Here is a 26535-nt window from a genome sequence, read left to right as displayed (position 1 = left end):
GGCATCAACCTCGAGAATCTATTAAATGGGTAGGATCCAACCTACCCATTTAATTCATAATCTAATCATTACTTTCAAAAAGTGACTTACTCTTACTTTTTGTCTACCACTACTGGGTATTGATCACTGTTCATCCACGCATGATCTTTTTCCCAAGTAAACTTCCATAGCCGCACTGGCCCCGCCATAACATTTAAGTAATAGCTGTCATAACCTGCCAATGTTGCCACTGGATGGTAACCCTTAGGGACTTTTACCACATCACGGTTATAGACTGACATACATTCATCCAGTGAACGATCGTCGGTATAGACTCGCTGCATACAGAAACCTTGCTCTGGGTTCAGCCGGTGATAATAGGTTTCTTCCAAATAAGTTTCATCGGTTGCATTTTCCTGATCATGCTTGTGGCTTGGGTATGAACTGGTATTCCCTTCATCGGTATACACTTCAACCACCAGCAAACTGTCTGCTGGTTCATTATCAGGCAAAATATTATGTACCAAGCGCTGGTTACGACCCTTACCTCGCCGTTCCACACCGACATCTGCTGGAGTAATAAGACGAGAAGGCAGATGACCATGACCAGGAGCACGACAGACGGCCAGTTCTAAATCAGTTTCTGCCACAACGTTGACATGATCATGGTGTGGGACATAAACAGAGTATGGAGGTGTTCGTTCAAATGGGCTCATGCGTTTGCCAACATGAGGATATTCAGCACGTTGCGTTGAGATTGAGGCAATCCCGGCAACTAATACCAGACAGAGTTCATTATCGGCACTGCCCAGATTCAGCGTTTTTCCAGCGGTAAGGCGATAGACATCAAACCCAACAAAACGCCAACCCGCATTCTCTGGCGAAATATGCTGAATACGCCCATCCGCATCCGGTGACTGACACTTGGCAAGCAGTGAAGACATAATGACTCTCCTGTTAACAACATGAAATTATGCTAGTGAACACCACAAGCAGCATTAGCCCAGTGTTGGCATACTGTATTCAGAAACTGTCTGCTGACCCGTTGGCCAGCGGGCGGTTGTTGTTTTCATCCGCGTATAAAAACGCACACCATCCGTGCCATGAACATTCAATGCCCCGAATACAGAGCGCTTCCAACCACCAAAACTGTGAAATGCCATAGGGACCGGAACCGGCACATTGACACCGACCATCCCAGCCTGAACTTCATGCACAAACTGCCGAGCAAAGTGGCCACTACTCGTGAAAATTGCACTCCCATTACCAAATTCATGGCTATTCACGGTATTAATTGCCGTTTGATAATCAGAAACTCTGACTATTCCCAGCACTGGCCCAAAGATCTCTTCCCGGTAAATCTTCATATCTGGGGTGACATGATCAAACAGCGTACCGCCGACATAGTATCCCTGCTCATGACCTGCAACCTTATAATTGCGGCCATCTGTGATTAACGTCGCACCTTCTTTAACGCCTTGATCAATATACCCAAGGACTTTTTTCTGATGAGCTGCTGAAATTAATGGCCCCATTTCATTTTCTTCCCCGCCTTGCTGCATGCCAGGGCCGACACGTAAGCGAGCAATAAGAGGCTTTAGCTTTTCAATGAGTTTATCTGCCGTGCTATCGCCGACAACTACAGCAATTGGCAGTGCCATGCAACGTTCACCCGCAGACCCAAATGCTCCGCCCATTAGGGCATTTACAGTCGCATCAAGATCGGCATCAGGCATAATAATTGCCTGATTTTTTGCCGCCCCGAAAGCTTGAACGCGCTTACCATAGGCACTGGCAGTGGTATAAATATGTTCGGCAACAGTAGAAGAACCAACAAAACTTACCGCTTGAATTCGTGGATCGGTGCAAAGTTGGGCAGCACTTTCATTTGAGCAGTGAATAACATTGAATACACCATCAGGCAGCCCAGCTTCGGTCAGTAATTCAGCTAGGCGCACAGAAGCAGAAGGGTCTAGGGCTGGCGGCTTCAGAATAAAGGTGTTGCCGCAAGTTAATGCAACTGGGAACATCCACATTGGTACCATTGCTGGGAAGTTAAACGGTGTTATTCCAGCCACAACCCCCAAAGGTTGCATCATCGAGAAGCTATCAACACCGGTGCCGACATCTGCAGAATATTCACCTTTCAATAAGTGTGGAATACCACAAGCAAACTCGACAACCTCCAGCCCACGAGTGATTTCACCCAATGCATCGGAATAGACTTTACCGTGCTCACGAACAATTAACTCTGCCAATTCATCCCGGTGCTGTTCAATCAGCGCTTTGAAGTTGAACATAATGCGGGCACGGCGCAGAGGGGTAGTACGTGACCAGTCGGCAAACGCCTCATGTGCTACGCCGATAGCCTGATGCACTTCTTCAGCGGTACTTTGTGTAACCTGGCCTTCAACTTTACCGGTGGCTGGATTATGAATATCGGCTGTCTGGTGGCTAGAACTCAGACAATTCTTCCCGCCAATAAAGTTACTCACAATTTTCATGTCTCACCCTCTTCTTAATAGCGGCTATCGCAAGGGTCATTGAAAATGGCTCTATGCCAGACACCTAACGGAACATGCGCTCAATCAGTAAGGGTTATCTTGTGGTAGAGCCAAGATAGCCCGCAAGGCGACCAGCCGCCAAAAAGGCGAAAAACCAGCCGATATGCAGACTCTATGCTATTGAAAAAAAAGTTTCAAATAACTTTCTTTAGAAATTTTGTTTTGTGCGATGCATCGCAAGTTCCTGCAAGCGGCTAACACGGACATAAAAATACTCAGAACATCTACGCAATATACTCATCCATCTGCATTTTCTGGATTTTACATCCTATAAAAGCTGTTAATGTAAAAAAAACCAGTGTGTTCAGGTGCCTTTCCGTCGCCTTAAATAGCTATTACAAGATTTTTTACTGCTTGATATTTGAGCTGGATCGAAAAATTAATGTTTCGTTATTTAATAAAAATGAAATGGATGTTCTTATTAAAATCAGTATGCACGTTACTTCAATCCAACTCTTGCCCTGCTTATTTCTCTCAACAGGTTAATGCAGCAGGTTGGCGACAAGGGACACTAAACGGAGTTTTTATGGCATATCAACAAAAAAGGAATACCGGTTATGTGTTGCGGATCTGCGGCATTGCCGCTCTCGGTGGCATCTTATTCGGCTATGACACCGCAGTCATTTCAGGTGCAATAGATTCACTGAAAAGTTACTTCAACCTTAGCCCGGCAGAAACGGGTTGGGCAGTTTCTAATGTTGTTATCGGTTGTGTCATTGGTGCGTTTATCTCTGGCCCAATTGCTGGTCGCTGGGGGCGTAAAAAAGCCCTTATGCTGGCTGCCGCTCTCTTTACTATTTCTGCCATTGGAGCAGCACTGGCGACGACGTTCACCGTCTTTGTTATCTATCGAATTATCGGTGGATTAGCCGTTGGATTGGCTTCGACGGTTTCCCCAATGTATATGTCTGAAGTTTCGCCCAAAGATATGCGTGGGCGAGCACTGAGTATGCAGCAGTTTGCCATTGTATTTGGGCAAATTGTCATCTTTTACGTTAACTATAAAATTGCCAGTCAGGCTACCGAGCTGTGGCTCATTGAATATGGTTGGCGCTGGATGATTGGCTCGGCAGTTATTCCCTGCGCGCTATTTTGCATCTTTGTTTTCTTTATTCCTGAATCTCCGCGCTGGAGTGTCATGGTCGGCCGAGAAGACCAGGCATTGGCTATGCTCACCAAGGTTTCTAATGCCAACCATGCCCAAAATGTATTGAGCGAGATAAAAGCCTCGCTGGCACAAGATAGGCAACAACATAAGAATCGGTTGAACTACGGTGATTACAGAGTACGTTTTATTATTTTTGTCGGTTGCATGCTGGCAATGCTGCAACAGGTAACTGGCGTCAACGTCATGATGTATTACGCCCCGGTGGTGTTGAAAGTGGTCACCGGTAATATGCAAGAGGCGCTATTCCAAACGATCTGGCTTGGTGTACTTCAACTGGTTGGCTCGGTTATTGGTGCAATATTGATGGATCGTATGGGGCGTTTACCACTGATGCGCTTTGGTACCATTGGCACCATTCTCGGGTTATTGATCACATCCTTCGCCCTCTACAACCAGTCGACTGGCTATCTGGCACTGTTTGGCATGTTGTTCTTTATGATCTTCTACGCTCTTTCATGGGGTGTTGGGACTTGGGTGCTAATTTCTGAAATATTCCCCAACCGGATGCGGGCGCAAGGCATGAGTATTGCTGTTGGCTGCATGTGGGTCGCTAACTTCGCTGTCTCACAAAGTTTCCCAATGATGAATGACCAACCTTATCTTTCATCTCAATTCCACGGTGCCTTCCCAATGTGGATTTTCGCTATCTGCTGCTTGTTCAGTTATTGGTTTATCTGCCGCTTTGTACCTGAAACCAAAGGGGTGGCATTGGAACACATGGAAGAAGCGATGCTGGCAAAAAGATCGAAACAACCCCTATCAACAGCAGTACCGGTGATTCCCGGCAGGAGCAAATAACATGTCTATTGCACAAAATCGTTTCTGTATTAATCGCAAAATAGCCCCCAACTTAAGTATTGAGAACTTTTTCCGGCTGGTTAAGAAGTGCGGGTTAAATAAGGTTGAACTGCGTAATGACATGGCAAGTGGCAAAGTCACTGATGAGTTAACGACAGAACAGCTGAATGCACTAGCCAACGAATATGAAATTGAAATTGTTACTATCAACGCGTTGCAATACTTTAATTTGCCAGAGTACCGTTCTGCGCTGCTGCAAGAGGCAGAAAGCATGCTAAAACAAGCGCAAGCAATTCATTGCCATGGCGTTATTCTATGCCCAAATTGTAGCGCCAGTGACCGGCGTTCAGCCGGGCAAAAAGAGCAAGACACACTAGATGCCTTGTTGTTGCTCGCCCCACTCTTTAAAAAATATCAGGTCACTGGGCTAGTGGAGCCTTTGGGCTTTGGTATCAGTTCATTACGCTCTCATCTACTCACACAATCCATCATTGGTAAATCGGCAGCCCCTTACAAAATGGTGCTAGATACCTTCCATTACTATTTGAGTGATATTGCTCAAGCCGAGTTTGATGCACACATTGACGTCAATACTATTGGTCTGGTGCATCTTTCTGGTGTCGAAGAAACACGGCTAAAATCCACACTCACTGATGAAGACCGCATCATGCTAAGTGAACAGGATAAGCTCAACAGTAAACAGCAAGTCATCAATCTTGAGCGGCTAGGCTATCAGGGAATATATGCTTTTGAGCCATTCTCATCACAGTTAAATACCTGGTCAGAAGCTGATATTGAAAGAGAGATTCGCCACAGCATTGCTTACCTACAAAACTAACAGGCAAAGGTAGTCTCGATAGCAAATATCAACGGCCAAATTTAGTGTTCTGTATGGGAATTGAAAATGTGACATCGGGGTGCCTAGTTGTTAGGCATCCCGAAATATACTGGGTAAAGTTTTTCTATGTGTTACTGCTAAAAATCCTGTTATTGGGTACTTCGACCGCGCCATCGAACAGCCAGACTTGCGGCACCCGCTAGGGTAATCAGGGCAACAACACCGGCCCAGCCCATTTTTTCCAGCATCAGGCTGCCCAAGGCGGAGCCGGCAGCCATCCCAACAAACACGCCGGTAAATAACAGTGCATTGAGTCGGCTACGAGCTGCGGGTTCAAGGCTATAAATAATGGTTTGATGCGCGACTAATGTGGCCTGAACACCAAAATCAAAACCAACGGCGCTGACGACAATAAGCCCTATCTGAAGCTGGAATGGCAACAAAGGCAAAAGAAACAGCGCGGCAAACGATAATGTTGCCAGGCCTGCGCCAATTAAAGTAACCACTTGTGGTCCTCGGCGGTCAGCCAATGATCCCGCTAATGGAGCAGCCAGCGCACCCGCAGCACCGGCAAGGCCAAACGCCCCTGCCACTGCGCTACCAAGGTGATAAGTATCCTGTAGCATCACTGCTAAAGTTGACCAAAATGCGCTGAATCCTACAGATAATAGTCCTTGTGATAATGCAGCCCGACGTAACTCTTTAAACTGCAGCCACAAATGGCTCATTGAGGTGAACAGAGCCGGATAACTCAGTGTTGAGGTTGCTGGCAACCGTGGTAAACCGCGCCAGATCACCAGAGTGATTAAAATTACTGACAGTGCGGCGCCCATATACAGTGACCGCCAACCGAAGTATTCAGCGACAAAACCACTCAATACCCGTGACAACAAAATGCCCAGCAGCAAACCCGTCATAACTGTTCCGACTGTTTTTCCGCGTTGGGCCGCCGAGACTAAGCTAGCGGAAGCCGGAACAATGTCCTGCGCCATCGTTGCCGCAATACCGATAACAAAACTGGTGACAAGTAACCCACTGATACCTAGTGCAAAGCCGCTAAATAACAATGCCATAGTCAGCAGAATACCTTTCAACAAAATGATAATCCGACGATCATGGCGATCCCCCAAGGGGGCCAGTAATAAAATGCCCAAGGCATAACCAATTTGGGTCAATGTCGGCACCATCCCTACCGCACCTACGCTGGCATGCAAATCACTACCCATAACGCCCAATAATGGCTGGCTATAATAAATTGATGCAACGCTAAGACCTGCGCCGGTTGCCAACATAAGAACTGTCCGTCCGGATAGGCTTTGCTCAATGCTTTCTGTGGGGCTTGATGTGGTTTGAATGACTGACATGATTGCTACCTGTAATGTTATTGAGGCTATATTTTTGCCTGCACAGACACATCGTGGTAGTCGCCCGAAGAGTAAAACTGTTATACGCTGTACGTATGACTGAAACTAATTTATCTGGCATTGACCGTATAGAGTTGATGCAAACATTTATTCGCATTGTCGAGGCGGGAAGTTTGTCCGGGGCGGCGGCACGTCTGGGCACAAGCCAACCAACAATTAGCCGCCGCTTGCAAACACTGGAACGTTTGCTGGGTTTGAAGTTATTGCAACGTACCACGCATATTATGAAGTTGACTGATGATGGCGAGCGTTGTTATTCCCACGCCAAAGAATTGGTTGCAAGCTGGAATGCCATGGAGGATGACCTACGTGGCGCGACAGATGAACCTAGGGGCTTATTGCGTGTATTGGTTCCGCACGCTTTTGGGCAAGATCAGTTAATCAAACCACTTAAAGACTATCTATATCGTTACCCGAAAATGTCGGTTGAATGGATGCTAAACGACCGTCGCCCAGATTTTATTGCTGAAGGTATTGATTGTGCCATTCAAGTTGGGGCAGTAACAGACCCTTCGGTTGTCGCCATTCTTCTCGCGGAAGTACCGCGCATCGTCGTGGCCGCACCGGAGTTATTGAGCAACAAACCGCTGCCCACACATCCAGAACAATTGCTGGATTTTCATTGGATAGCATTAAATTCGTTTTACCGTAATGAAGTCGTTCTTAGTCATAAAACTAATGGCGAAATCCAGCGTTTTTCCATTGAACCACAGTTGAGTACCGACAGCCTGTATGCATTACGTAACGCTGCACTGGCAGGATTAGGAGCAGGGATTGCATCAACATGGGTAATCAGCGACGACCTGGCACAAGGACGATTAGTCCATCTGGCACCAGACTGGCACGGATTACCTTTACCCATCTATTTAGTTTACCCCCACGCCAGTTTTTACCCGGCCAGATTGCGCGCATTTCTCGATATCATGCGCCAAGCCATGCCAAGTCTGGCGGGAACACAACTTCCGAGTAAGAAATCTAGAAGTACACCAAGGTAACGGTCATATTCAGATGAATCAGGGGCCAAATGCTCCCTGTTAAGATAATGCGTAATAAATAGTGTCAGGGTTCGCACGTTGAATAAAAATCACTAAAGTGTAGTAATTTCAAGCCGATAGTAACCAGTAAATTTCCTACTGGACGTATTTATATGCATAAAATTTTGGCCTTTACACTGCTCGGTACGACGTTAATTTCTACGGGCTGCACTTCTCCTTTTCATTCAGCCCCGGTATATCAAGACCCCGTGGGAGAAGGGAATAATATCGCCCGCATTCGCTTTGTCAGTAACGTGACTGGCACATCAATCAAGGCAAAAGAAGACAACATCGATCGAGAACTAGTCCCGCATACTGCACTGGGGTTTTATAACGATACCCGCGATATAAGCATGCCCAAGCTGAGTTATCGCCAGCAGGATTATAAAAGTTATTATTTTGAAGTTCGCGTCAAACCCCAGCCAATAATCATCTCGATCACAACTGATGCAACCTTTCGGGGCCAGTGCCAAATGTCGGTATTGTTCACCCCAGAAGCAGGCAAGGATTACGACGTAAATTTTGATACAGGAGAACGAATTGGGAAGTGTATTTTTCATTTAAATCAAATTGTAACCGATCCTTCGACCAGTGTGGCGATTCTAAAACCAGTCCAATTTAAAAAGGTATCTACTTTTGTTGAAAATCCTTTTGAATAAGCGGGCTGCCTTCTTAGTTATTATCTTGCCTTTACTCCAGGGATGTCTCTTCGGTGAGGAACGCTCCCATGAGCAGGCTCTGGGAAATTACGACCAGGCGGCGCTGAAACATTGGTTAGTGCCAGGCAAGACAACAAAGAAGGACGTCCTAACACGCCTAGGGCCGCCGAAGGAACCCAGCAATTTTAGTCTTGCATTCACTTGGCACTATAGCTGGAATGAAAAAACCTCCACCTTGCTATTCCCCATACCAATTGTGATGAATCGTGGAACTCAACGCACTCTGGATCTGAGGTTTGCAGATAATAACACCCTAAGTTCTTTCACCGTCAACGAGGGTAAGCCTTAACTTAAGTAGAAGTTAACCACCCACTTAATGATGAAACCACTAAGACTGAGGCTACATCTCTACTTTCTCAGATTTCATCTCAGACAATAACCATAGTGAAAAATCCCGCATAGCCGCTGTTTCTGTGCGGGATTGCAGACGAGTTAACCAATATCCGCCCAAGTTAATCGTCGTGCTAAAAGGCTGGATAATACGTTCGCTAAGTAACAGGTGTGCAAACATCGACGGTGGAGCCAGCGCAATACCTATCTCTGCTTGTGCCGCTTCCAGCATACTTACCGACGAGTCGAACATCATTATTTGCTGGGAGGGTGAAGGCACGCATCCTCCAGCAGCAGCAAACCATGCCGACCATTCATCACGCCGATAAGAACGCAGTAGGGTAAATTTTTGCAGGTCATTAGGGTGGCGTAAACTCCCCGCCAATGTAGGGGTACACAGCGGAGCCAGTGGCGCATCGCACAAAAATTGCGACTCGGTATCATGCCAAGCTCCATTGCCATAACGAATAGCGTAATCCAGCCCTTCAGCCACGACATCAACACGATTGTTGTGCGTTGAAAGTAAAATATCGACATGCGGATAGCGCTGTTGAAAACTCTTCATACGCGACAATAGATAGCCGATTGCAAAGGCCCCAACAACACCAACTCTGACTTTTTCACGCATCACCCCAGCGGAAAAACGGTCAAGTGTGTCTGCGATACGATCAAAGGAATCATTAAGAATTGGTAGCAGATTTTCGCCTTCGGTTGTTAACACTAATCCACGAGAAATCCGAATAAAGAGCCGACAATTAAGGCGTTGTTCCAGCGCTTTGACCTGCTGGCTTATGGCTGCATGGGTAACATTTAATTCGATAGCAGCCTTAGTAAAACTTAACTGTCGGGCGGCGGCTTCGAAGGCACGAAGTGAATTTAAGGGAATATAACTACGTACCATAGATTTATCTGTTAGTTTTTCTATTATTAAGCATCAAATATAATCGATTGTTATCCATAGTCAATCATCGCAGAATCGGCAGCGCAAAAGGAGCCACACTGCTTATCGCTTATTATAATTTATGGAAGATATCCCCATGTTAAAAAAGTCTATTATCAATACTTTGGTCTTTACCGCTATCGCAGCTTCCCCACTTTATACCTCGGCACAAACCATACTAACGGAGCAGCAGGTTGCGGCTATCGTCAATAAAACCCTTAAGCCATTGATCGAACAACAGGAAATTCCCGGTATGGCCGTCGCCGTATTTTATGACGGCAAGCCGCAATTTTTTAACTATGGTGTAGCGGATATAAAAGCCGGTATTCCGGTGACTGAAAATACGCTGTTTGAACTGGGCTCGGTCAGTAAGACCTTTACCGGAATAGCCGGGGAATATGCCGCGCAAACTGGCATCATGAATCTTAATGACCCAGTGACTAAATACGCACCTGAGCTAACAGGGCGTCAGTGGCAAGGTGTGAAAATGCTGCATCTGGCGACTTATACTGCGGGAGGGCTTCCTCTGCAACTGCCTGATTCGGTTACAGACCAAAAATCACTGTGGCAATATTATCAGCAGTGGCAGCCAGAGTGGGCGCCTGGTGTAATGCGAAATTACTCTAATGCCAGCATTGGTTTATTCGGTGCGTTAGCGGTGAAAAATAGCCCATTAACCTTCGAAAACTACATGAAAGAGTCTGTGTTCCAGCCATTAAAACTGACACATACTTTTATCACTGTCCCTGAATCCATGCAGTCAAACTATGCTTGGGGATATAAGGATGGTCAGCCGGTACGCGTAACCTTGGGCATGCTGGGTGAGGAAGCCTATGGGGTAAAATCCACCACGAAAGATATGGTGAGATTTATGCGGGCCAATATGGAGCCAAACAATCTACCGGTCGAAAACGATAAGCTAAAGAAAGCAATCATTGCGGCTCAATCTCGCTATTTCCAGGCTGGAGACTTGTTCCAAGGATTGGGTTGGGAAATGTATAACTGGCCTATCAATCCACAAACAGTCATTGCCGACAGTGGCAATGATATCGCCTTGAAACCACGTAAAGCCGAGGAATTGCTGCCACCACAGCTGGCAACACCGGCATCCTGGGTGCATAAGACTGGCGCGACCAATGGCTTTGGTGCCTATATCGTCTTTATCCCAGAGGAGAAGATCGGCATAGTGATGTTAGCTAACAAAAACTACCCGAACCCTGTCCGCGTGCAAGCAGCCTATAATATTCTTCAGGCACTGCGTTAAGAGTCATACCGCACTGATTTCTTTATTGCCTCTTGCTCGGATATACCGGGCTAAGAGGCTTTATTGCACCATCGCAGTGGTTTTAGCGGGCTAATTTCATTGTGCCTGCTTCGCGGCCAATGCCTGCGCACAAGCCCAGGCCGAGCTCCAGGCCCACTGGAAGTTATAGCCACCTAACCAGCCTGTAACATCAACAACTTCGCCAATGAAGTACAATCCCGGCACTTTTTGGGTCTCCATTGTCTTAGAGGAGAGCTCTTGAGTGTCTACACCACCGATAGTGACTTCAGCGGTGCGATAACCTTCAGTTCCATTGGGCTGTACACGCCACTGCTGCAAGTTCGCCACTAACGTGGCTTGCTGCGGAGCATTTAATTGCTTTAGGGTCACATCTGGTAGCTGCTCCAGAGTCTGGAGACACTCTACTAACCGCTTCGGCAGCAGTTGAGCCAAGGTATTTTTCAATGTCTGATTCGGATGCGCCTGCCGCTCATTGTTCAAAAATGCATCTAAATCGGTATCAGGAAGTAAGTTAATGCTCACATACTCGCCAGCCTGCCAGTAGCTTGAAAGTTGCAAAATTGCCGGGCCAGAAAGTCCACGATGAGTGAATAAAATACTTTCCCGGAAACTGGTACCATTCTCTGCCGTGACCACTGCGGGCACTGAAACACCGGAGAGAGTTTGCAGATGCTCCAATAAAGGTTTGTGCAAGGTAAAAGGCACCAAAGCCGCGCGGGTCGGCAACACTTTCAAGCCAAACTGTTCGGCCAGCTTATAGCCGAATGGCGATGCGCCCAAACCAGGCATAGACAGCCCACCAGAAGCCACAACAAGTGAGTTAGCGCTCACTTTCATATCGTTGATATGGAGCAGGAAGCCACTCTCGTTTTTCTCGACCGACAGAACATCACTGCGCAGTCGAATGGTCACTTGCCCCAATTCACACTCTTTCAGCAGCAACTCAACCACTTGTTGTGCCGAGTCGTCGCAAAATAGCTGCCCTAATGTTTTTTCATGCCAGGCGATACCATAGCGATTCATCAGGTCGATAAAATCCCATTGGGTATAACGCGCCAAAGCAGATTTACAGAAATGAGGGTTTTGTGAAAGATAGGCTGCGGGTTCTACAAACATATTAGTAAAATTACAGCGGCCACCGCCAGACATCAGAATCTTGCGCCCAGCTTTTTTGCCGTTATCCACTAATAGCACCCGGCATCCTGCTTGCCCGGCCTGAGCCGCACAGAATAGCCCCGCGGCACCTGCACCTATCACTACCACATCAAACTGTTCCACACTGAGCCTCATTGAGTCAGAAAATCATTGCTGCAAAATCGTCCGCTTTTAGTCGGTTTGCGTATTATTGAGTTCATTCGACCGACAAATTTGCGGCGAGAGATTGTAAGTCGCCCACCGACAGGAAGCCATAGTAAGAAAATGTCTCATACGGTAAAACTAAGTAACCTGCTGATATAACATGCATATGTTGTGCAAAAGGACGATCTAGTCCGCGGTCATGTCAAAAAAAGGTCATATTTTCCTTTTCCCCACCCCCCATTGTCACTGATAATGCGCCGCGTTCATGTCCACAAACTGGCGTAACGCTTATGCTACATCTTTTCGCTGGCCTGGATTTCCATACCGGCCTAATGTTAGTTCTTGCTTTGTTGTTCGTGCTGTTTTACGAAGCCATCAATGGTTTTCATGATACAGCCAATGCGGTCGCGACCGTAATTTATACCCGTGCCATGCGTTCCCAGGTGGCTGTCGTGATGGCAGGGGTGTTTAACTTCCTCGGCGTGATGCTGGGCGGTTTGAGCGTGGCGTATGCCATTGTTCACCTATTGCCTACTGATCTGCTGTTAAACGTCAGTTCGGCACATGGGTTGGCCATGGTCTTCTCTATGCTGCTGGCCGCGATTATCTGGAATTTGGGCACTTGGTATTTTGGTATCCCAGCGTCCAGTTCACATACGCTGATTGGTGCAATCATCGGTATTGGTTTAACCAATGCATTAATGACCAGTACATCTGTAGTAGATGCGCTGAACGTTCCTAAGATGATTCAAATCTTCCTGTCATTAATCCTGTCCCCGATTGTGGGTCTGGTTATTGCTGGGTTGATGGTGTTCCTGCTACGTCGTTACTGGAACGGAACCAAGAAGCAGCAACGTATTCACCTGACTCCCGCTGAACGTGAAAAGAAAGACGGTAAACGTAAACCGCCATTCTGGACCCGTACTGCACTGATCTTATCGGCTATTGGCGTGAGTTTCTCTCACGGCGCTAACGATGGTCAGAAAGGGATTGGCTTGATCATGCTGGTATTAATCGGTGTGGCTCCGGCTGGGTTTGTCGTGAATATGAGTGCTACCGGCTATGATATTGCCCGCACCCGCGATGCAGTGACTCATCTGCAACAATATTATCAGCAGCATATTGAGGCCTTACCTCATGCTGTCGCGCTGAAGCCATTGGTACCGACACCAGAAACATTGCCGAATACACCAGCACAGTTCCACTGTGATAGCTCACGCGCCATGATAGCCATTGACCAAGCACAAACACTGCTGGCTAATCTGCAAAGCTATGACGACCTGACGGTTGACCAACGCAGCCATATGCGTCGCTTGCTGATGTGTGTCGCCGAAACCGCAGGAATTGTGGCTAAACTGCCAGAAACCAGTGCTCAAGACCGTCGTTTCCTCAACAATCTGCGCACAGATTTGTTGGAAACAGTGGAATACGCACCAACCTGGATTATCGTTGCCGTCGCTCTGGCCCTCTCTTTGGGTACCATGGTTGGCTGGAAACGTGTTGCAGTGACCATCGGTGAGAAAATCGGTAAGAAAGGCATGACCTATGCCCAAGGGGTTTCTGCCCAGATGACTGCTGCGGTCTCGATTGGTATTGCCAGTTACACCGGTATGCCAGTGTCGACAACCCAAGTGCTCTCTTCCGCTGTTGCCGGTACCATGTTGGTTGATGGTGGTGGTGTACAGAGTAAGACGGTGAAGAACATTATGTTGGCGTGGGTGTTAACCTTGCCAATCTCTATTCTTCTCTCCGGCGGGTTGTATTGGATTGCATTGAAGTTTATCTAAATCCAGCGAATGTATTGCTGTCATAGTGCGCCTTAGCGCGAAACTGTGATGATACTGAACGGTAATAGCACCGGGCAGTAATGGTAAATAAAAGGCGGCCTTATTAGGTCGCCTTTTTAAATACTTTTATGCCAAGATTTCATACTAATACCACAACATTAGTCCCACCAGACTGACCACGACCAAACCACAAAGTGCACTGGTCAGTATAAATTGCCCACGTAATCTCTCACAGCGGCGGATAAACTCCGGATCATGGTGATCAAGATAGCGTTGAGCAAAGATATAACCGACTAATCTAATCTGTTTGCTCGGCTGGCCATGGGAGGTAAAAAATCCACCGCCATCAACATATTGATACAGCAACGGGTCGCAACCACGCAATACCACCAACAAAGCACGTAGTGATGAATAATAACGTGCCATATTAATCACACATACCACACACAGAGCCCAAAAAAGCGCGACGGTACTGATCATAATCATCCTCCCAGCGATATCACACGCATTAGGTCAGTGACCTGAACCTGCTACGCCATCGCTCACTCTAGCCGATATAAACACCCCCAGGGCCTCAAAAGCCACCCCCTATCGTTCGCTTTTTGACTGTGGTTCGATGCGTTTTCGCGCGACACACGATCCGAACGTGTAGGACTCCCTTTATGAGTGTAGGAAATGAAATGAAAAATAGCCTGATAATCGCTAAATTAAGCCAATTTTGGCCTTTGTTAAGTATCGATTAGTATTAACTTATATCGAATTTTTCTGGCTAGAGAATACAATTAGTCTGCACAAACCTTGCCTAAATATTAATCTTTCTTAACTAAATTATATAAATTTCACCTCTGATATTCGTAAGCTACATTTGCATCACAAATATGAAATTCCATCCATCAGGATGCGTTTTCGGCGCTATACTTAACGTAATGATCTGCTTTAAATTCAATCAATATAGCAATGTGCCAAGGTAATCAGCGGTAGAATTTAGTCACCGCTTGGTGTAAAAAGACATACGCCTACTTTAGTGATCATCATCAAAACAGTGTGTTGTGATCCGTGAAACACTTCAGTTAAGGGTCATAATGCTACTATGTAGATATCGCGTTAGCACCCGTTCAACAGGTTGAATGTTTGCTTACCCATTAATTAACATTATGGAAGGAGTTTACTTATGGCTTACAAACACATTCTGATTGCGGTTGACCTATCTCCGGAAAGTAAGGTGTTGGTGGAAAAAGCGGTCTCCATGGCCAAACCGTACAATGCCAAAGTTTCCCTGATCCATGTTGATGTTAACTACTCAGATCTCTATACCGGTCTGATCGACGTTAATCTTGGCGATATGCAAAAACGCATTTCTGAAGAAACTCACCATGCATTGACCGAACTTTCGCAAAATGCAGGCTATCCGATCGAGCAAACTCTGAGTGGTAGTGGCGATTTGGGTCAGGTATTGGTTGATGCAATTAAGAAATATGATATGGACTTGGTATTATGCGGTCATCATCAGGATTTCTGGAGCAAGTTGATGTCTTCAGCACGCCAACTGATCAATACCGTCCATGTTGATATGCTCATCGTGCCACTGCGCGATGATGAAAATGGTGAAGACGATTAAGCATCAATAACGTCATCCCCCTCACGCCCGCCTTTTGCGGGCGTTTTTTTTGCATGTTTTAGAGTAAAGCCCCGCCCACCGCAGCTAACCACTCATTGATAACCCTGCTAAGTTTTTTGTCAAAATCCCTTGCTGTGTGAATATAAACCAATGATATAGTCAAGGATGCACAACATCGTCTCCTCACAGTTTTAATAATAATAATTCGTCAGGAGAGTCTTAATTGGTACAAGGAATTATTAGTGATGAATGGTTTAACCTCTCTGGAGTCGTTTTTAGAATCTTTACAACAACGTGATGCCAACCAACCAGAATATCTCCAAGCCGTCCGTGAAGTATTTACGTCACTTTGGCCCTTTCTGGAGCAAAACCCGCATTACCGTGAACAAAGCCTGCTGGAGCGTTTAGTCGAGCCAGAGCGCGTCATTCAATTCCGTGTGGCCTGGACTGATGATCAAGGTAAAGTTCAGGTTAACCGTGCTTGGCGTGTTCAATTTAACTCGGCGATCGGCCCTTATAAGGGCGGGATGCGTTTCCACCCTTCAGTAAACTTATCAATTCTTAAGTTCCTGGGTTTTGAACAGACCTTCAAAAATGCCCTGACCACATTGCCAATGGGTGGCGGCAAAGGCGGCTCTGATTTTAATCCGAAAGGAAAAAGCCAGGCTGAAGTGATGCGTTTTTGCCAGGCACTGATGACCGAACTTTTCCGTCATCTTGGCCCAGATACTGATGTTCCTGCGGGTGATATTGGTGTTGGCGGCCGTGAAGTGGCCTTTATGTCCGGTATGATGAAGAAATTGTCCAATAACACCGCCTGTGTTTTCACTGGCAAAGGGCTTTCTTTCGGCGGCAGTTTGATTCGCCCAGAAGCAACCGGTTACGGTTTGGTTTATTTCACTGATGCCATGCTAAAACGTCATGGTTTAGGTTTTGAAGGTAGAAAAGTCTCTGTTTCCGGTGCCGGTAACGTTGCTCAATATACTATCGAAAAAGCCATGGAACTGGGTGCTCGCGTGATTACGGCTTCCGACTCAGGCGGTACCGTGGTGGATGAGGCCGGTTTCACACCAGAAAAATTAGCTCATCTGGCTGAAATCAAAAACAAACGTTATGGTCGCATTGAAGATTATGCCCGTGAACGTAATCTGGTCTATTTAGCTGATCAACAGCCGTGGAGCGTGCCGGTTGATATCGCTTTACCTTGTGCAACCCAGAACGAGCTGGATTTACCTGCCGCTCGCCAGCTGATTGCTAATGGGGTTAAAGCGGTTGCCGAAGGCGCGAATATGCCGACGACGATCCAAGCCACCGATGCTTTCCTGGAAGCTGGCGTGCTATTCGCTCCGGGCAAAGCAGCCAATGCCGGCGGTGTTGCCACATCTGGCCTGGAAATGGCACAGAATGCGGCTCGACTGAGCTGGAAGTCAGAAAAAGTTGATGTGCGCTTGCACCACATTATGCTGGATATTCACCAATCCTGTGTTGAATATGGCGGTGAAGGTAAGCAAACCCACTATGTACACGGCGCAAATATTGCGGCCTTTGTCAAAGTGGCGGATGCTATGCTGTCTCAAGGCGTGCTGTAAATAAATACCCACTCCCATATTCTTTGAGAAAGTAATAAAAAAAGAATATGGGATGTTTAATTCATTTAGATTAAATATGATTAATAAAATATCATAAAAAATCCACTGTATTATTTAAGAAAATACTCATTTAAATAATAAGCGCCATCAGTAAAATCATCCGCCTCATATTAATAACTTTAAAAGTGAATAATTTTCATTCATTAAGAGGTAATGATGGCCACAGAATCGCTCAGAAAATCCCCCTCACCCATATATAAAAAGAATAATATAATATCTAAACATAAGTTAAAAAATGAAGAGATTGATACAGCAACCTCTGACGCTACATGGAGAGAAAGCAATAATAACGATACCACCATTTTATTTTATTCATTTAATCAAAGCTATTTACTCTGGAGCACTGATATCGAAAAGCAGCAAGGTGCGCCAATATTTGCATTCAATCAAGAACAAATTCGTCAAAGCAATATTGCAATGCAAAGCATTGCAGATGTCGCGAATATCCGATTTATTCAAGCCTCTCAAGATAGCTCCGCTAACCTACTATTTTTAAACTACGACCAGCGAGATACCGGTGATGCTGGATATGCCTATTATCCAAACCAAGGGGGGTTCAGCCCAATATGGATTAATTACGTGACACAGGATATTCAAAATCCAACCCAAGTAAATTTTGGCGGGTATGCTGTCATTCACGAACTCGGCCATGCTCTGGGCTTGATGCATACTCATTCCCATGGGCACACACGGCAAATCAGCGTCATGAGTTATTTATCTGAGCAAAACTCTGGGGCAGATTATGGCGGAAACTATCCATCAACACCGCAACTACTTGATATAGCGGCACTCCAAAACCTTTATGGTGCCAATATCAGCACCCGTACTGGCGATACTACCTACGGCTTCAATTCCAATAGCAACCGCCCGTATTTCACTGCAGAGAAAGCCAGCGATATATTAATATGCTGTGTATGGGATGCTGGCGGTATTGATACGTTTAATTTCTCCGGCTATGGGCAAAATCAAAATATTAATCTGGAGGAGCTGAGCTTCTCTGATGTTGGTGGATTAACAGGAAATATCTCAATTGCTGCTGGAGTTTGTATTGAAAATGCCATCGGTGGCAGTGGTGATGATAACATTTTGGGCAACAGTGCAAATAATAGGATAGCCGGTGGGCTTGGAGCTGACCAGCTTTGGGGGCGAGGAGGCAGTAATACCTTTGTCTATTACAGTGTTAGTGACTCTTTAACAACCTCGGCGGATACCATTCACGATTTTAAAGCCAATAAAGATAGCATCGATTTATCTGCTTTAGGATTAGACAAAAATAAAACCAGGCTAGTGAATAAATTCAGTAAAAATAGCGGAACAGAAATAATGCAGAAATATGATTCCGTGAGAAACATTACCCATTTGATGATTGACTTTGATAATAACCAATATGAAAGCGACATGTTGATACAATTTACCGGCAAACATCAGCTTTCATTAAATAATTTTATTTTTAGCCCACAAGCTATCGCATGATTATTATACTTCACACACATCAACTACAGAGTTCCCACCCATATAATCTCACTCTATATGTTTATTAAACTCACCATAACATTGATGAATAAAGACTAAGAGTGTGAACGCAATATGTAATACACAGGTTATATCAACAACATTAAAATTAATTAACTTATAAGAAGCCATTATGACTAAAGAAAGAAATAATCATGACATAAAAAGTGAGACTATTGAAAAAATAACCACATCCTACACATATAAAAACGTCAACAATAAGAAAGGAAAGACAATATTATACTATTCATTTGACCAAGAATATTCATTATGGAAAGCAGATAAAGAATATCAACAAGGTGCCTCAACATTTTTCTTCACCAAAAAGCAAAGGCGTCAAACCAAACATTCAATGAGATGCGTTTCGGATGTCGCCAATATCCGGTTCAAAGAGGCCACTGACGATAAGACGACTAACCTATTATTTTCAAACTTCGAAGATGATAATATAAGCATTAGCGGTTATGCATATTATCCAAATAAAAATAAATTTAGTCCGATATGGATTAATTACGCTACTGACAACTCTGAAAAAGCCATAAAATATAATGGAAAAACTATCATTCACGAAATTGGTCATGCTTTAGGGCTGCAGCATACACATGACCATGGCCATACACAACAAACCAGTATTATGAGTTATTTGTCTGAGAAAAAGTCTGGCGCAGATTATGGTAGATACTATGCATCATCATTGCAAATGCTTGACATAGCAGCACTCCAACAAATCTATGGTGCTAATATGAAGACTCGCACCTGTAATACGACCTACGGTTTCAACACCACTCTTAAGCGGGCGACTTTCCGCGCAAAAGAAGCCAGTGATATATTAATATTCTGCATTTGGGATGCTGGTGGCATTGATACACTTGATTTCTCTGGCTATGGGCAAAATCAAAATATCAACCTGAATGAAGGCAGCTTTTCTGATGTTGGCGGATTAACTGGCAATATCTCAATTGCACTGGGGGTTTGTATTGAAAATGCCATTGGCGGTAGTGGCGATGATAAAATATGGGGCAACAGTGCAAATAATACACTCATTGGTGGTGGTGGTGCCGACCAGCTTTGGGGAGATGGCGGTAATAATACCTTTGGCTACCGCAGGATTAGCGATTCGTTAGTAACAGCTGCCGATACTATTCACGACTTTATATCAAGTAAAGATAAAATCGATCTCTCCCATATCCTATCTGATGGTCTTGGTATTAAACTGGTTGATCAGTTCAGCAATGGCAAACAGACGGAAATAATTCAGTCATATGATGATATAGACGACATTACATATTTGATAATTGAATTTAATAATGAAACCTATGGACACGAAGATATGTTGATACAACTTACCGGCAGACATCAACTTTCATTAAATAACTTTATTGTCAGCCAACCACTCGTGGCATGATTTTTATCTTTTTTATACTTTAGACCACTAAATTCAAAATCATTGGTATTGCTGGTAGGTTATGAACTAACTCATTCCTACCAGCAATAAACCAGCCCGCTTCCCTACAATTTCAAGGATGAAGGATATATATCAAAACGGTGACTTTTCGTCGTGACAGCAGCCTGTGTTGCTACTCCCGCCAGTGGTTCGGCATAATCAGGGCGTTTAACCACCACGCGCTTGGTGGCCAAAGCGCGGGCTGGTGCCAGTAAGCCATCGGCATCGTCATCAGCACCCACCAATGACTGGAACACCCGCATTTCCTTTTTAACCAGCGCACTTTTTTGCCGATGCGGATACATGGGGTCGAGATAAACCACGTCAGGCCGGGGTTCAATCTCGGCCAGTGCCGTTAAGCTGGAAGCATGCAATAAAGTTAATCTTTCGCGCAGCCAAGGGCCAATTTCAGCATCCTGATAACCTCGGCGCAAACCATCATCCAGCAATGCGGCGACCACCGGATTACGTTCCAGCATTTGCACATGACAGCCCAGTGCCGCTAGCACAAAAGCATCCCGCCCTAAACCTGCGGTCGCATCGACAACCCGTGGCAGATAGCCTTTTTTGATGCCCACCGCTTTTGCTACCGCCTCACCGCGCCCACCACCAAATTTGCGACGATGAGCTTGCGTGCCGGAAACAAAATCAACATAGATGCCGCCGAGTTTTGGCTCATCCCGCTTGCGCAGTTCGAGACGTTCAGGTGTCAGTACCAACGCCATGATCGCCTGCTCGTCAGATAGCAAACCCCAGCGCTCAGCCAGAATAGACAAGGCGCCGGGATCGGCGCCTGCTTCAGACAATAAACAAATACTTACCTGTGACACATTCTAGCCCTTAATACCGTAATGGCGCAGCATAGCATCTAACTGCGGCTCACGACCACGGAAGCGCTTGAACAGGGTCATTGGTTCCTCGGAACCGCCACGGGACAGAATATTATCGAGGAAGGATTGGCCGGTCGCCGCATTGAAAATCCCTTCTTCTTCAAAGCGCGAGAAGGCATCAGCCGAGAGAACTTCTGCCCACAGGTAGCTGTAATAGCCTGCCGCATAGCCACCGGCAAAGATATGGCTAAAGGCATGTGGGAAGCGGCCCCATGTTGGTGACGGCACCACTGCGACTTGTTTTTTGACTTCATACAAGATAGGTAGAATTTGCGCCCCCGTCAGCGGGTCGAACTCATAATGCATGCGGAAATCGAACAGACCAAACTCCAGTTGGCGCAGAATAAACAGTGCTGCCTGATAGTTTTTCGCTGCCAGTAATTTATCCAGCATCTCTTGCGGCAATGGCTCATTGGTTTCGTAATGGCCCGAAATGAAAGCTAGCGCCTCTGGCTCCCAGCACCAGTTCTCCATAAACTGGCTTGGTAACTCGACTGCATCCCACGGCACACCATTGATACCAGAGACTCCCGCAGTATCAATTTTGGTCAGCATATGATGCAAACCGTGGCCAAACTCATGGAATAAGGTGGTGACTTCATTATGGGTAAACAGCGCCGGTTTGCCGCCGACCGGCCCATTAAAGTTACAGGTTAAGTAAGCTACCGGCTTCTGCAATTGACCATTTGCCAGGCGCAAACTCCCGACACAATCATCCATCCAGGCTCCGCCACGTTTGTGTTCACGGGCATATAAGTCTAGATAGAAGCTGCCGCGCAGTTCGCCATTGGCATCAAATAGCTCGAAGAAACGCACATCTGGATGCCAGGTATCTACATCGTGGCGCTCTTTGGCAGTAATGCCATAAATACGTTTCACTACCTCGAACAGCCCTTCGACTACGCGCTGCTCAGGGAAATAAGGTCGCAATTGTTCATCACTAATCGAGAACAGATGCTGTTTTTGTTTCTCGGAGTAATAAGTGATATCCCAAGCAGCCAACTCACTGACGCCATAATGTTTTTCAGCAAAAGCACGTAATTGGGCCAGCTCTTCTTCTGCTTGCGGGCGAGCGCGTTTCGCTAAATCATTCAAGAAACCCAGCACCTGTTGCGGGCTTTCGGCCATCTTGGTTGCCAGTGATTTATCCGCATAGCTGTTAAAACCCAGTAACTGAGCCAATTCATGACGTAACGTCAGAATCTCAGCCATGATTTCGCTGTTATCCCATTTGCCGGCATTCGGCCCCTGATCAGATGCGCGAGTCGCAAAAGCGCGGTACATCTCTTCGCGCAATTGAGCATTATCGGCATACGTCAGCACCGGAAGATAACTTGGCATATCCAGCGTCAGCAGCCAGCCATCCTGCTCTTTGGCCTCGGCCATGGCTTTGGCGGCGGCCAATGCGCTTTCCGGCAACCCTTTAAGTTGCTCAACATCCGTAATCAGCTTGCTCCAACCCATAGTGGCGTCGAGCACGTTATTGCTGTACGTCGAACCCAATTCAGAGAGACGGGCAACAATTTCGCCATAACGTTTTTGCTGTTCTGGTTCCAGACCAATACCGGATAACTGGAAATCACGCAGCGCATTTTCTACCGCTTTGCGTTGTGGAGCCGTCAAAGCATCAAATCCCGGCCCCTCTTTTAGACTGACATAAGCCTGATACAGGCCTTTGTGTTGGCCCACCCACGTGCCGTACTCCGATAACAGAGGCAGACTTTGCTCATAAGCCGCACGTAACTCCGGGCTGTTCTTCACCGAGTTCAAATGGCCGACGGGTGACCAAATGCGAGATAAGCGGTCATCGGACTCAGCCAACGGCTGGCACAGGTTATCCCAGGTAAAAGGGCCTGGCTGGGCAACAACCCGCTCCACCGCTTGACGGCATTCATCCAGAGCGGATTTCACCGCCGGCACGATATCTTCAGGGCGAATAGCAGAAAATGGCGGCAGGGAGAACGGGGTCAACAGCGGGTTTGTCATAGAGTTGTCCTGATTATTTTTAAATTTCATTCACGTTGTGAATATCAGCGCCAGAACAGATCCGGCCGCAGAGAATAAATAATGTATGAACAATTAACATGAGGTCTGTCAGCATGAAAATCAATGGCTGACGGCTTAATCAAGCACCTCAACCAGCTTAAATTGCTCAAACACCAGCAGCATATCAGGGGAAAAATCCCCTGTACGTTCAAAAAACTCCTGATGCCCTTGCTGCCAGTACGCCAGACTTTTATCGCCCTCGCCTTCTTTGGCGGCCATCTCGGCGCTGACATCGCAATAACGAACCAGTGTTAAGCTGACCGTCCTGATCACGCAAACCGGCTCATTTCGGCCATTGAGAATGACGTTGTAATCGCCAATGCTCGGCGAAACCTCTGACTTATAAGCATGATACGAGCAACATGAGGCCGTTTTAACCCCACGGATCACCAGTTGTGCCAGTTCATCCGCCATTTCAGGGCTATCGCCAAATGACCAATGCAGGGCGTCAGGGTAGCGTTCGGCGAGAGTCTTTTTATTCATTATTTTATCCATTCTTTTTTATACCCATGGCAGCAAGGTGAAGTATTCGCTACAAATTAATGCTTTTCACTTTTTATCCACCAGACAGTTTATACTAGTTGCCATAATGTGCTGACTGCAGTCTCTGACCAGGGTGTTTATGACATCCACAGAGAGAAAGCGCTGCCACAATCTACAGTATATATTCTCACTAAATCACTGATTTATATTAGAATATCAATTGGTTAAAATAAAATGTTAAGTTACCGCCATAGCTTTCACGCCGGCAACCATGCCGACGTTCTTAAACACACGGTTCAAAGTCTGATTATTGAGTCTTTGAAAGAAAAAGAGAAACCCTTACTTTATCTGGATACTCATGCCGGTGCCGGTCGCTACCAGTTAAGTGGTGAGCATGCTGAACGTACCGGTGAATACCTCGAAGGTATCGGCCAGCTGTGGCAACGCGATGACTTACCTGCTGACTTAGCCCCGTATATGAGTGTTATCAATTACTTTAACCGTGGTGATAAGTTGCGTTATTACCCTGGCTCACCTTTGATTGCACGCCATTTACTGCGTGAATACGACAAAATTCATCTGACGGAACTGCACCCAAGCGATTACCCGCTATTGCGCAATGAGTTCGCCAAAGATGAGCGAGCTAAAGTGCAACGAGCTGATGGTTATCAGCAACTTAAGTCGCAGTTACCGCCGCCATCGCGCCGTGGGCTTATTCTGATTGACCCGCCTTATGAAATGAAAACCGATTATCAAGATGTGGTGAAAGGCATTCAGGAAGGTTATAAGCGCTTTGCAACCGGTACATATGCATTATGGTATCCGGTGGTATTACGCCAACAGGTCAAACGCTTATTGCGTGATCTGGAAGCCACTGGCATCCGCCGTATTTTACAAATTGAATTAGCAGTACGCCCAGACAGCGACCAGCATGGTATGACCGCCTCTGGCATGATTGTTATCAATCCGCCGTGGAAACTGGAACAGCAAATGAACACCCTGCTGCCATGGCTACATAAAGCATTGGTGCCTTCAGGCCATGGTCATACATTAGTGAAGTGGGTAGTCCCTGAATAAATGGTGCGGTGCCTATGCCCAATAGATTTCGAGTTGCAGATAGGCGACAACTAAATAAACTCAATGACTTGGGTGCATGATGTTAGCCAACAATTCTGCGACTTGAAAGATGATGGGTATAAATCAATTGGTCACGTGAATCAGAGCAATTGATGCAACCTTTGCGACAAAACTCGAGCAAGGGGTAAACTCTTAGGCAATTTTTAAACGATTCTTGATGGAAACGACCCTGATGACTAAACATTACGATTATCTAGCAATTGGCGGTGGCAGTGGCGGGATTGCATCGATCAACCGGGCAGCCATGTATGGCAAGAAATGTGCGCTGATCGAAGCTAAACAGCTTGGTGGTACCTGCGTGAATGTGGGTTGTGTGCCGAAAAAAGTGATGTGGCATGCCGCACAAATCGCGGAAGCTATTCATTTATATGGCCCGGATTACGGCTTTGACACCACAGTAAATAAGTTCGATTGGAAAAAGCTGATTGCCAATCGTACTGCTTACATCGATCGTATCCATCAGTCTTATGAACGCGGCTTAGGTAATAATAAAGTTGATGTTATCCATGGTTTTGCGCGTTTTGTTGATGCTCATACTGTGGAAGTTAACGGCGAGAAAATCACCGCAGATCACATCCTGATTGCCACCGGTGGCCGCCCAAGTCATCCAGATATTCCGGGTGCTGAATACGGTATCGACTCTGATGGTTTCTTTGAATTAGACGAGATGCCAAAACGGGTTGCCGTGGTGGGTGCCGGTTATATCGCGGTTGAAATCGCGGGTGTGCTCAATGGCTTAGGGACAGAAACGCATCTGTTTGTGCGCAAACACGCCCCACTGCGCACCTTTGATCCATTGATTGTTGAAACCCTGCTGGAAGTCATGAATACCGAAGGGCCGAAACTGCATACCGAATCAGTGCCAAAAGCGGTCATCAAAAACGCCGATGGTAGCCTGACACTGCAACTGGAAAACGGCACTGAAGTGACTGTCGACCAACTGATTTGGGCTATCGGCCGTGAACCGGCAACAGATAACCTCAATCTGCCTGCCAGTGGTGTCAAAACCAATGAAAAAGGCTATATCGAGGTTGATAAGTTCCAGAATACTAACGTCAAAGGTATTTATGCCGTTGGCGATAATACTGGCGCAGTTGAACTGACCCCAGTAGCGGTGGCAGCAGGTCGTCGTTTGTCTGAGCGCTTGTTCAATAACAAGCCGGATGAACATCTGGATTACAGCAATATCCCGACCGTGGTATTCAGCCATCCGCCAATCGGCACTATTGGTCTGACTGAGCCACAAGCGCGCGAGAAGTTTGGCGACGATCAGGTGAAAGTGTACAAATCTTCATTCACCGCCATGTACAGCGCGGTGACTCAGCACCGTCAACCATGCCGGATGAAGTTAGTCTGTGTGGGTGCGGAAGAGAAGATTGTCGGCATTCATGGGATTGGCTTCGGGATGGATGAAATCCTGCAAGGGTTCGCCGTTGCCGTGAAGATGGGCGCAACCAAGAAAGACTTCGACAACACAGTCGCTATCCACCCAACTGCCGCGGAAGAATTTGTGACGATGCGCTAAGGTCTAACCAACCGATCGATAAAGGCTATAAACCGCAGGGTTTATAGCCTTTTTTATCGTCAACTC

At 46.2% G+C, this 26535-nt stretch carries 21 protein-coding genes; 12 read left to right on the top strand and 9 right to left on the bottom strand.

The annotated features are described in order from the left end of the window. Positions 1-92: 92 nt before the first annotated feature. Together iolB and FTA96_RS02940 are read right to left on the bottom strand one after the other, a co-directional pair. A complete protein-coding gene (gene iolB / locus FTA96_RS02945; RefSeq protein ID WP_145573151.1) occupies positions 93-923 on the bottom strand; it encodes a 5-deoxy-glucuronate isomerase in 831 nt (276 codons plus the stop codon). A gap of 54 nt (positions 924-977) precedes the next feature. Beyond that, positions 978-2483: a CoA-acylating methylmalonate-semialdehyde dehydrogenase gene (locus FTA96_RS02940; RefSeq protein WP_145573149.1), complete on the bottom strand. Its 1506-nt coding sequence runs from the start codon at positions 2481-2483 to the stop codon at positions 978-980. A 586-nt stretch (positions 2484-3069) separates the two neighbouring features. Between FTA96_RS02940 and FTA96_RS02935 the strand changes: the two genes are divergently transcribed. Next, positions 3070-4509: a sugar porter family MFS transporter gene (locus FTA96_RS02935; RefSeq protein ID WP_050123700.1), complete on the top strand. Its 1440-nt coding sequence runs from the start codon at positions 3070-3072 to the stop codon at positions 4507-4509. A 1-nt stretch (position 4510) separates the two neighbouring features. After that, a complete protein-coding gene (locus FTA96_RS02930; RefSeq protein ID WP_050152317.1) occupies positions 4511-5347 on the top strand; it encodes a TIM barrel protein in 837 nt (278 codons plus the stop codon). 149 nt (positions 5348-5496) lie between these two features. Here FTA96_RS02930 and FTA96_RS02925 read toward each other — a convergent pair whose 3' ends face one another. Beyond that, the gene (locus tag FTA96_RS02925; RefSeq protein ID WP_145573147.1) at positions 5497-6711 is read right to left on the bottom strand and encodes an MFS transporter; all 1215 of its coding nucleotides are present in this window, start codon (positions 6709-6711) and stop codon (positions 5497-5499) included. Positions 6712-6806: 95 nt separating this feature from the next. Between FTA96_RS02925 and FTA96_RS02920 the strand changes: the two genes are divergently transcribed. Beyond that, positions 6807-7766 carry a LysR family transcriptional regulator gene (locus tag FTA96_RS02920; RefSeq protein WP_145535408.1) on the top strand — a complete coding sequence of 320 codons (960 nt, stop codon included), beginning with the start codon at positions 6807-6809 and terminating at the stop codon, positions 7764-7766. Positions 7767-7918: 152 nt separating this feature from the next. After that, the gene (locus FTA96_RS02915; RefSeq protein WP_050123696.1) at positions 7919-8464 is read left to right on the top strand and encodes a hypothetical protein; all 546 of its coding nucleotides are present in this window, start codon (positions 7919-7921) and stop codon (positions 8462-8464) included. A gap of 400 nt (positions 8465-8864) precedes the next feature. Here the strand turns inward: FTA96_RS02915 and ampR are convergent, their stop codons facing one another. Further along, positions 8865-9755, bottom strand: coding sequence for a LysR family transcriptional regulator AmpR (ampR, locus tag FTA96_RS02910; RefSeq protein WP_145573145.1), 891 nt, complete (start codon positions 9753-9755; stop codon positions 8865-8867). 136 nt (positions 9756-9891) lie between these two features. On the opposite strand from ampR, the gene ampC reads away from it, so the two are divergent. After that, positions 9892-11058 carry a class C beta-lactamase gene (gene ampC / locus FTA96_RS02905; RefSeq protein WP_072078661.1) on the top strand — a complete coding sequence of 389 codons (1167 nt, stop codon included), beginning with the start codon at positions 9892-9894 and terminating at the stop codon, positions 11056-11058. 96 nt (positions 11059-11154) lie between these two features. Here the strand turns inward: ampC and FTA96_RS02900 are convergent, their stop codons facing one another. After that, a complete protein-coding gene (locus FTA96_RS02900) occupies positions 11155-12357 on the bottom strand; it encodes a BaiN/RdsA family NAD(P)/FAD-dependent oxidoreductase (protein ID WP_145573142.1) in 1203 nt (400 codons plus the stop codon). 311 nt (positions 12358-12668) lie between these two features. On the opposite strand from FTA96_RS02900, the gene pitA reads away from it, so the two are divergent. Continuing rightward, a complete protein-coding gene (gene pitA / locus FTA96_RS02895) occupies positions 12669-14165 on the top strand; it encodes an inorganic phosphate transporter PitA (protein ID WP_050110708.1) in 1497 nt (498 codons plus the stop codon). 144 nt (positions 14166-14309) lie between these two features. Here the strand turns inward: pitA and uspB are convergent, their stop codons facing one another. After that, positions 14310-14645: a universal stress protein UspB gene (gene uspB / locus FTA96_RS02890; protein WP_005187112.1), complete on the bottom strand. Its 336-nt coding sequence runs from the start codon at positions 14643-14645 to the stop codon at positions 14310-14312. A gap of 691 nt (positions 14646-15336) precedes the next feature. On the opposite strand from uspB, the gene uspA reads away from it, so the two are divergent. From uspA to FTA96_RS02870, 4 genes are all read left to right on the top strand, one after another. Then, complete coding sequence (uspA, locus tag FTA96_RS02885) at positions 15337-15783, top strand: universal stress protein UspA (protein WP_050110710.1); 447 nt, start codon at positions 15337-15339, stop codon at positions 15781-15783. A gap of 245 nt (positions 15784-16028) precedes the next feature. Next, positions 16029-17372 carry an NADP-specific glutamate dehydrogenase gene (gdhA, locus tag FTA96_RS02880; protein ID WP_145573140.1) on the top strand — a complete coding sequence of 448 codons (1344 nt, stop codon included), beginning with the start codon at positions 16029-16031 and terminating at the stop codon, positions 17370-17372. A 216-nt stretch (positions 17373-17588) separates the two neighbouring features. After that, positions 17589-18905, top strand: a complete 1317-nt coding sequence (locus FTA96_RS02875) for a M10 family metallopeptidase C-terminal domain-containing protein (RefSeq protein ID WP_235897413.1) — start codon at positions 17589-17591, stop codon at positions 18903-18905. 172 nt (positions 18906-19077) lie between these two features. Continuing rightward, entirely contained in the window at positions 19078-20349 is a 1272-nt protein-coding gene (locus tag FTA96_RS02870) for a M10 family metallopeptidase C-terminal domain-containing protein (RefSeq protein WP_145573138.1), read from the top strand. Positions 20350-20453: 104 nt separating this feature from the next. Here FTA96_RS02870 and rsmJ read toward each other — a convergent pair whose 3' ends face one another. From rsmJ to FTA96_RS02855, 3 genes are all read right to left on the bottom strand, one after another. Then, positions 20454-21218: a 16S rRNA (guanine(1516)-N(2))-methyltransferase RsmJ gene (rsmJ, locus tag FTA96_RS02865; RefSeq protein WP_050135268.1), complete on the bottom strand. Its 765-nt coding sequence runs from the start codon at positions 21216-21218 to the stop codon at positions 20454-20456. A 3-nt stretch (positions 21219-21221) separates the two neighbouring features. Beyond that, positions 21222-23264, bottom strand: coding sequence for an oligopeptidase A (prlC, locus tag FTA96_RS02860; protein ID WP_050135266.1), 2043 nt, complete (start codon positions 23262-23264; stop codon positions 21222-21224). A 135-nt stretch (positions 23265-23399) separates the two neighbouring features. Continuing rightward, positions 23400-23807, bottom strand: a complete 408-nt coding sequence (locus FTA96_RS02855; RefSeq protein WP_050110407.1) for an ASCH domain-containing protein — start codon at positions 23805-23807, stop codon at positions 23400-23402. A 234-nt stretch (positions 23808-24041) separates the two neighbouring features. On the opposite strand from FTA96_RS02855, the gene FTA96_RS02850 reads away from it, so the two are divergent. After that, positions 24042-24884 carry a 23S rRNA (adenine(2030)-N(6))-methyltransferase RlmJ gene (locus tag FTA96_RS02850; protein WP_050135264.1) on the top strand — a complete coding sequence of 281 codons (843 nt, stop codon included), beginning with the start codon at positions 24042-24044 and terminating at the stop codon, positions 24882-24884. A gap of 232 nt (positions 24885-25116) precedes the next feature. Beyond that, entirely contained in the window at positions 25117-26469 is a 1353-nt protein-coding gene (gene gorA, locus FTA96_RS02845; RefSeq protein WP_050110415.1) for a glutathione-disulfide reductase, read from the top strand. Positions 26470-26535: the final 66 nt, after the last annotated feature.

This window comes from Yersinia alsatica, assembly GCF_902170305.1.
Taxonomy (GTDB): Bacteria; Pseudomonadota; Gammaproteobacteria; order Enterobacterales; family Enterobacteriaceae; genus Yersinia; species Yersinia alsatica.
This window is presented reverse-complemented; position numbering and strand designations above follow the sequence as displayed.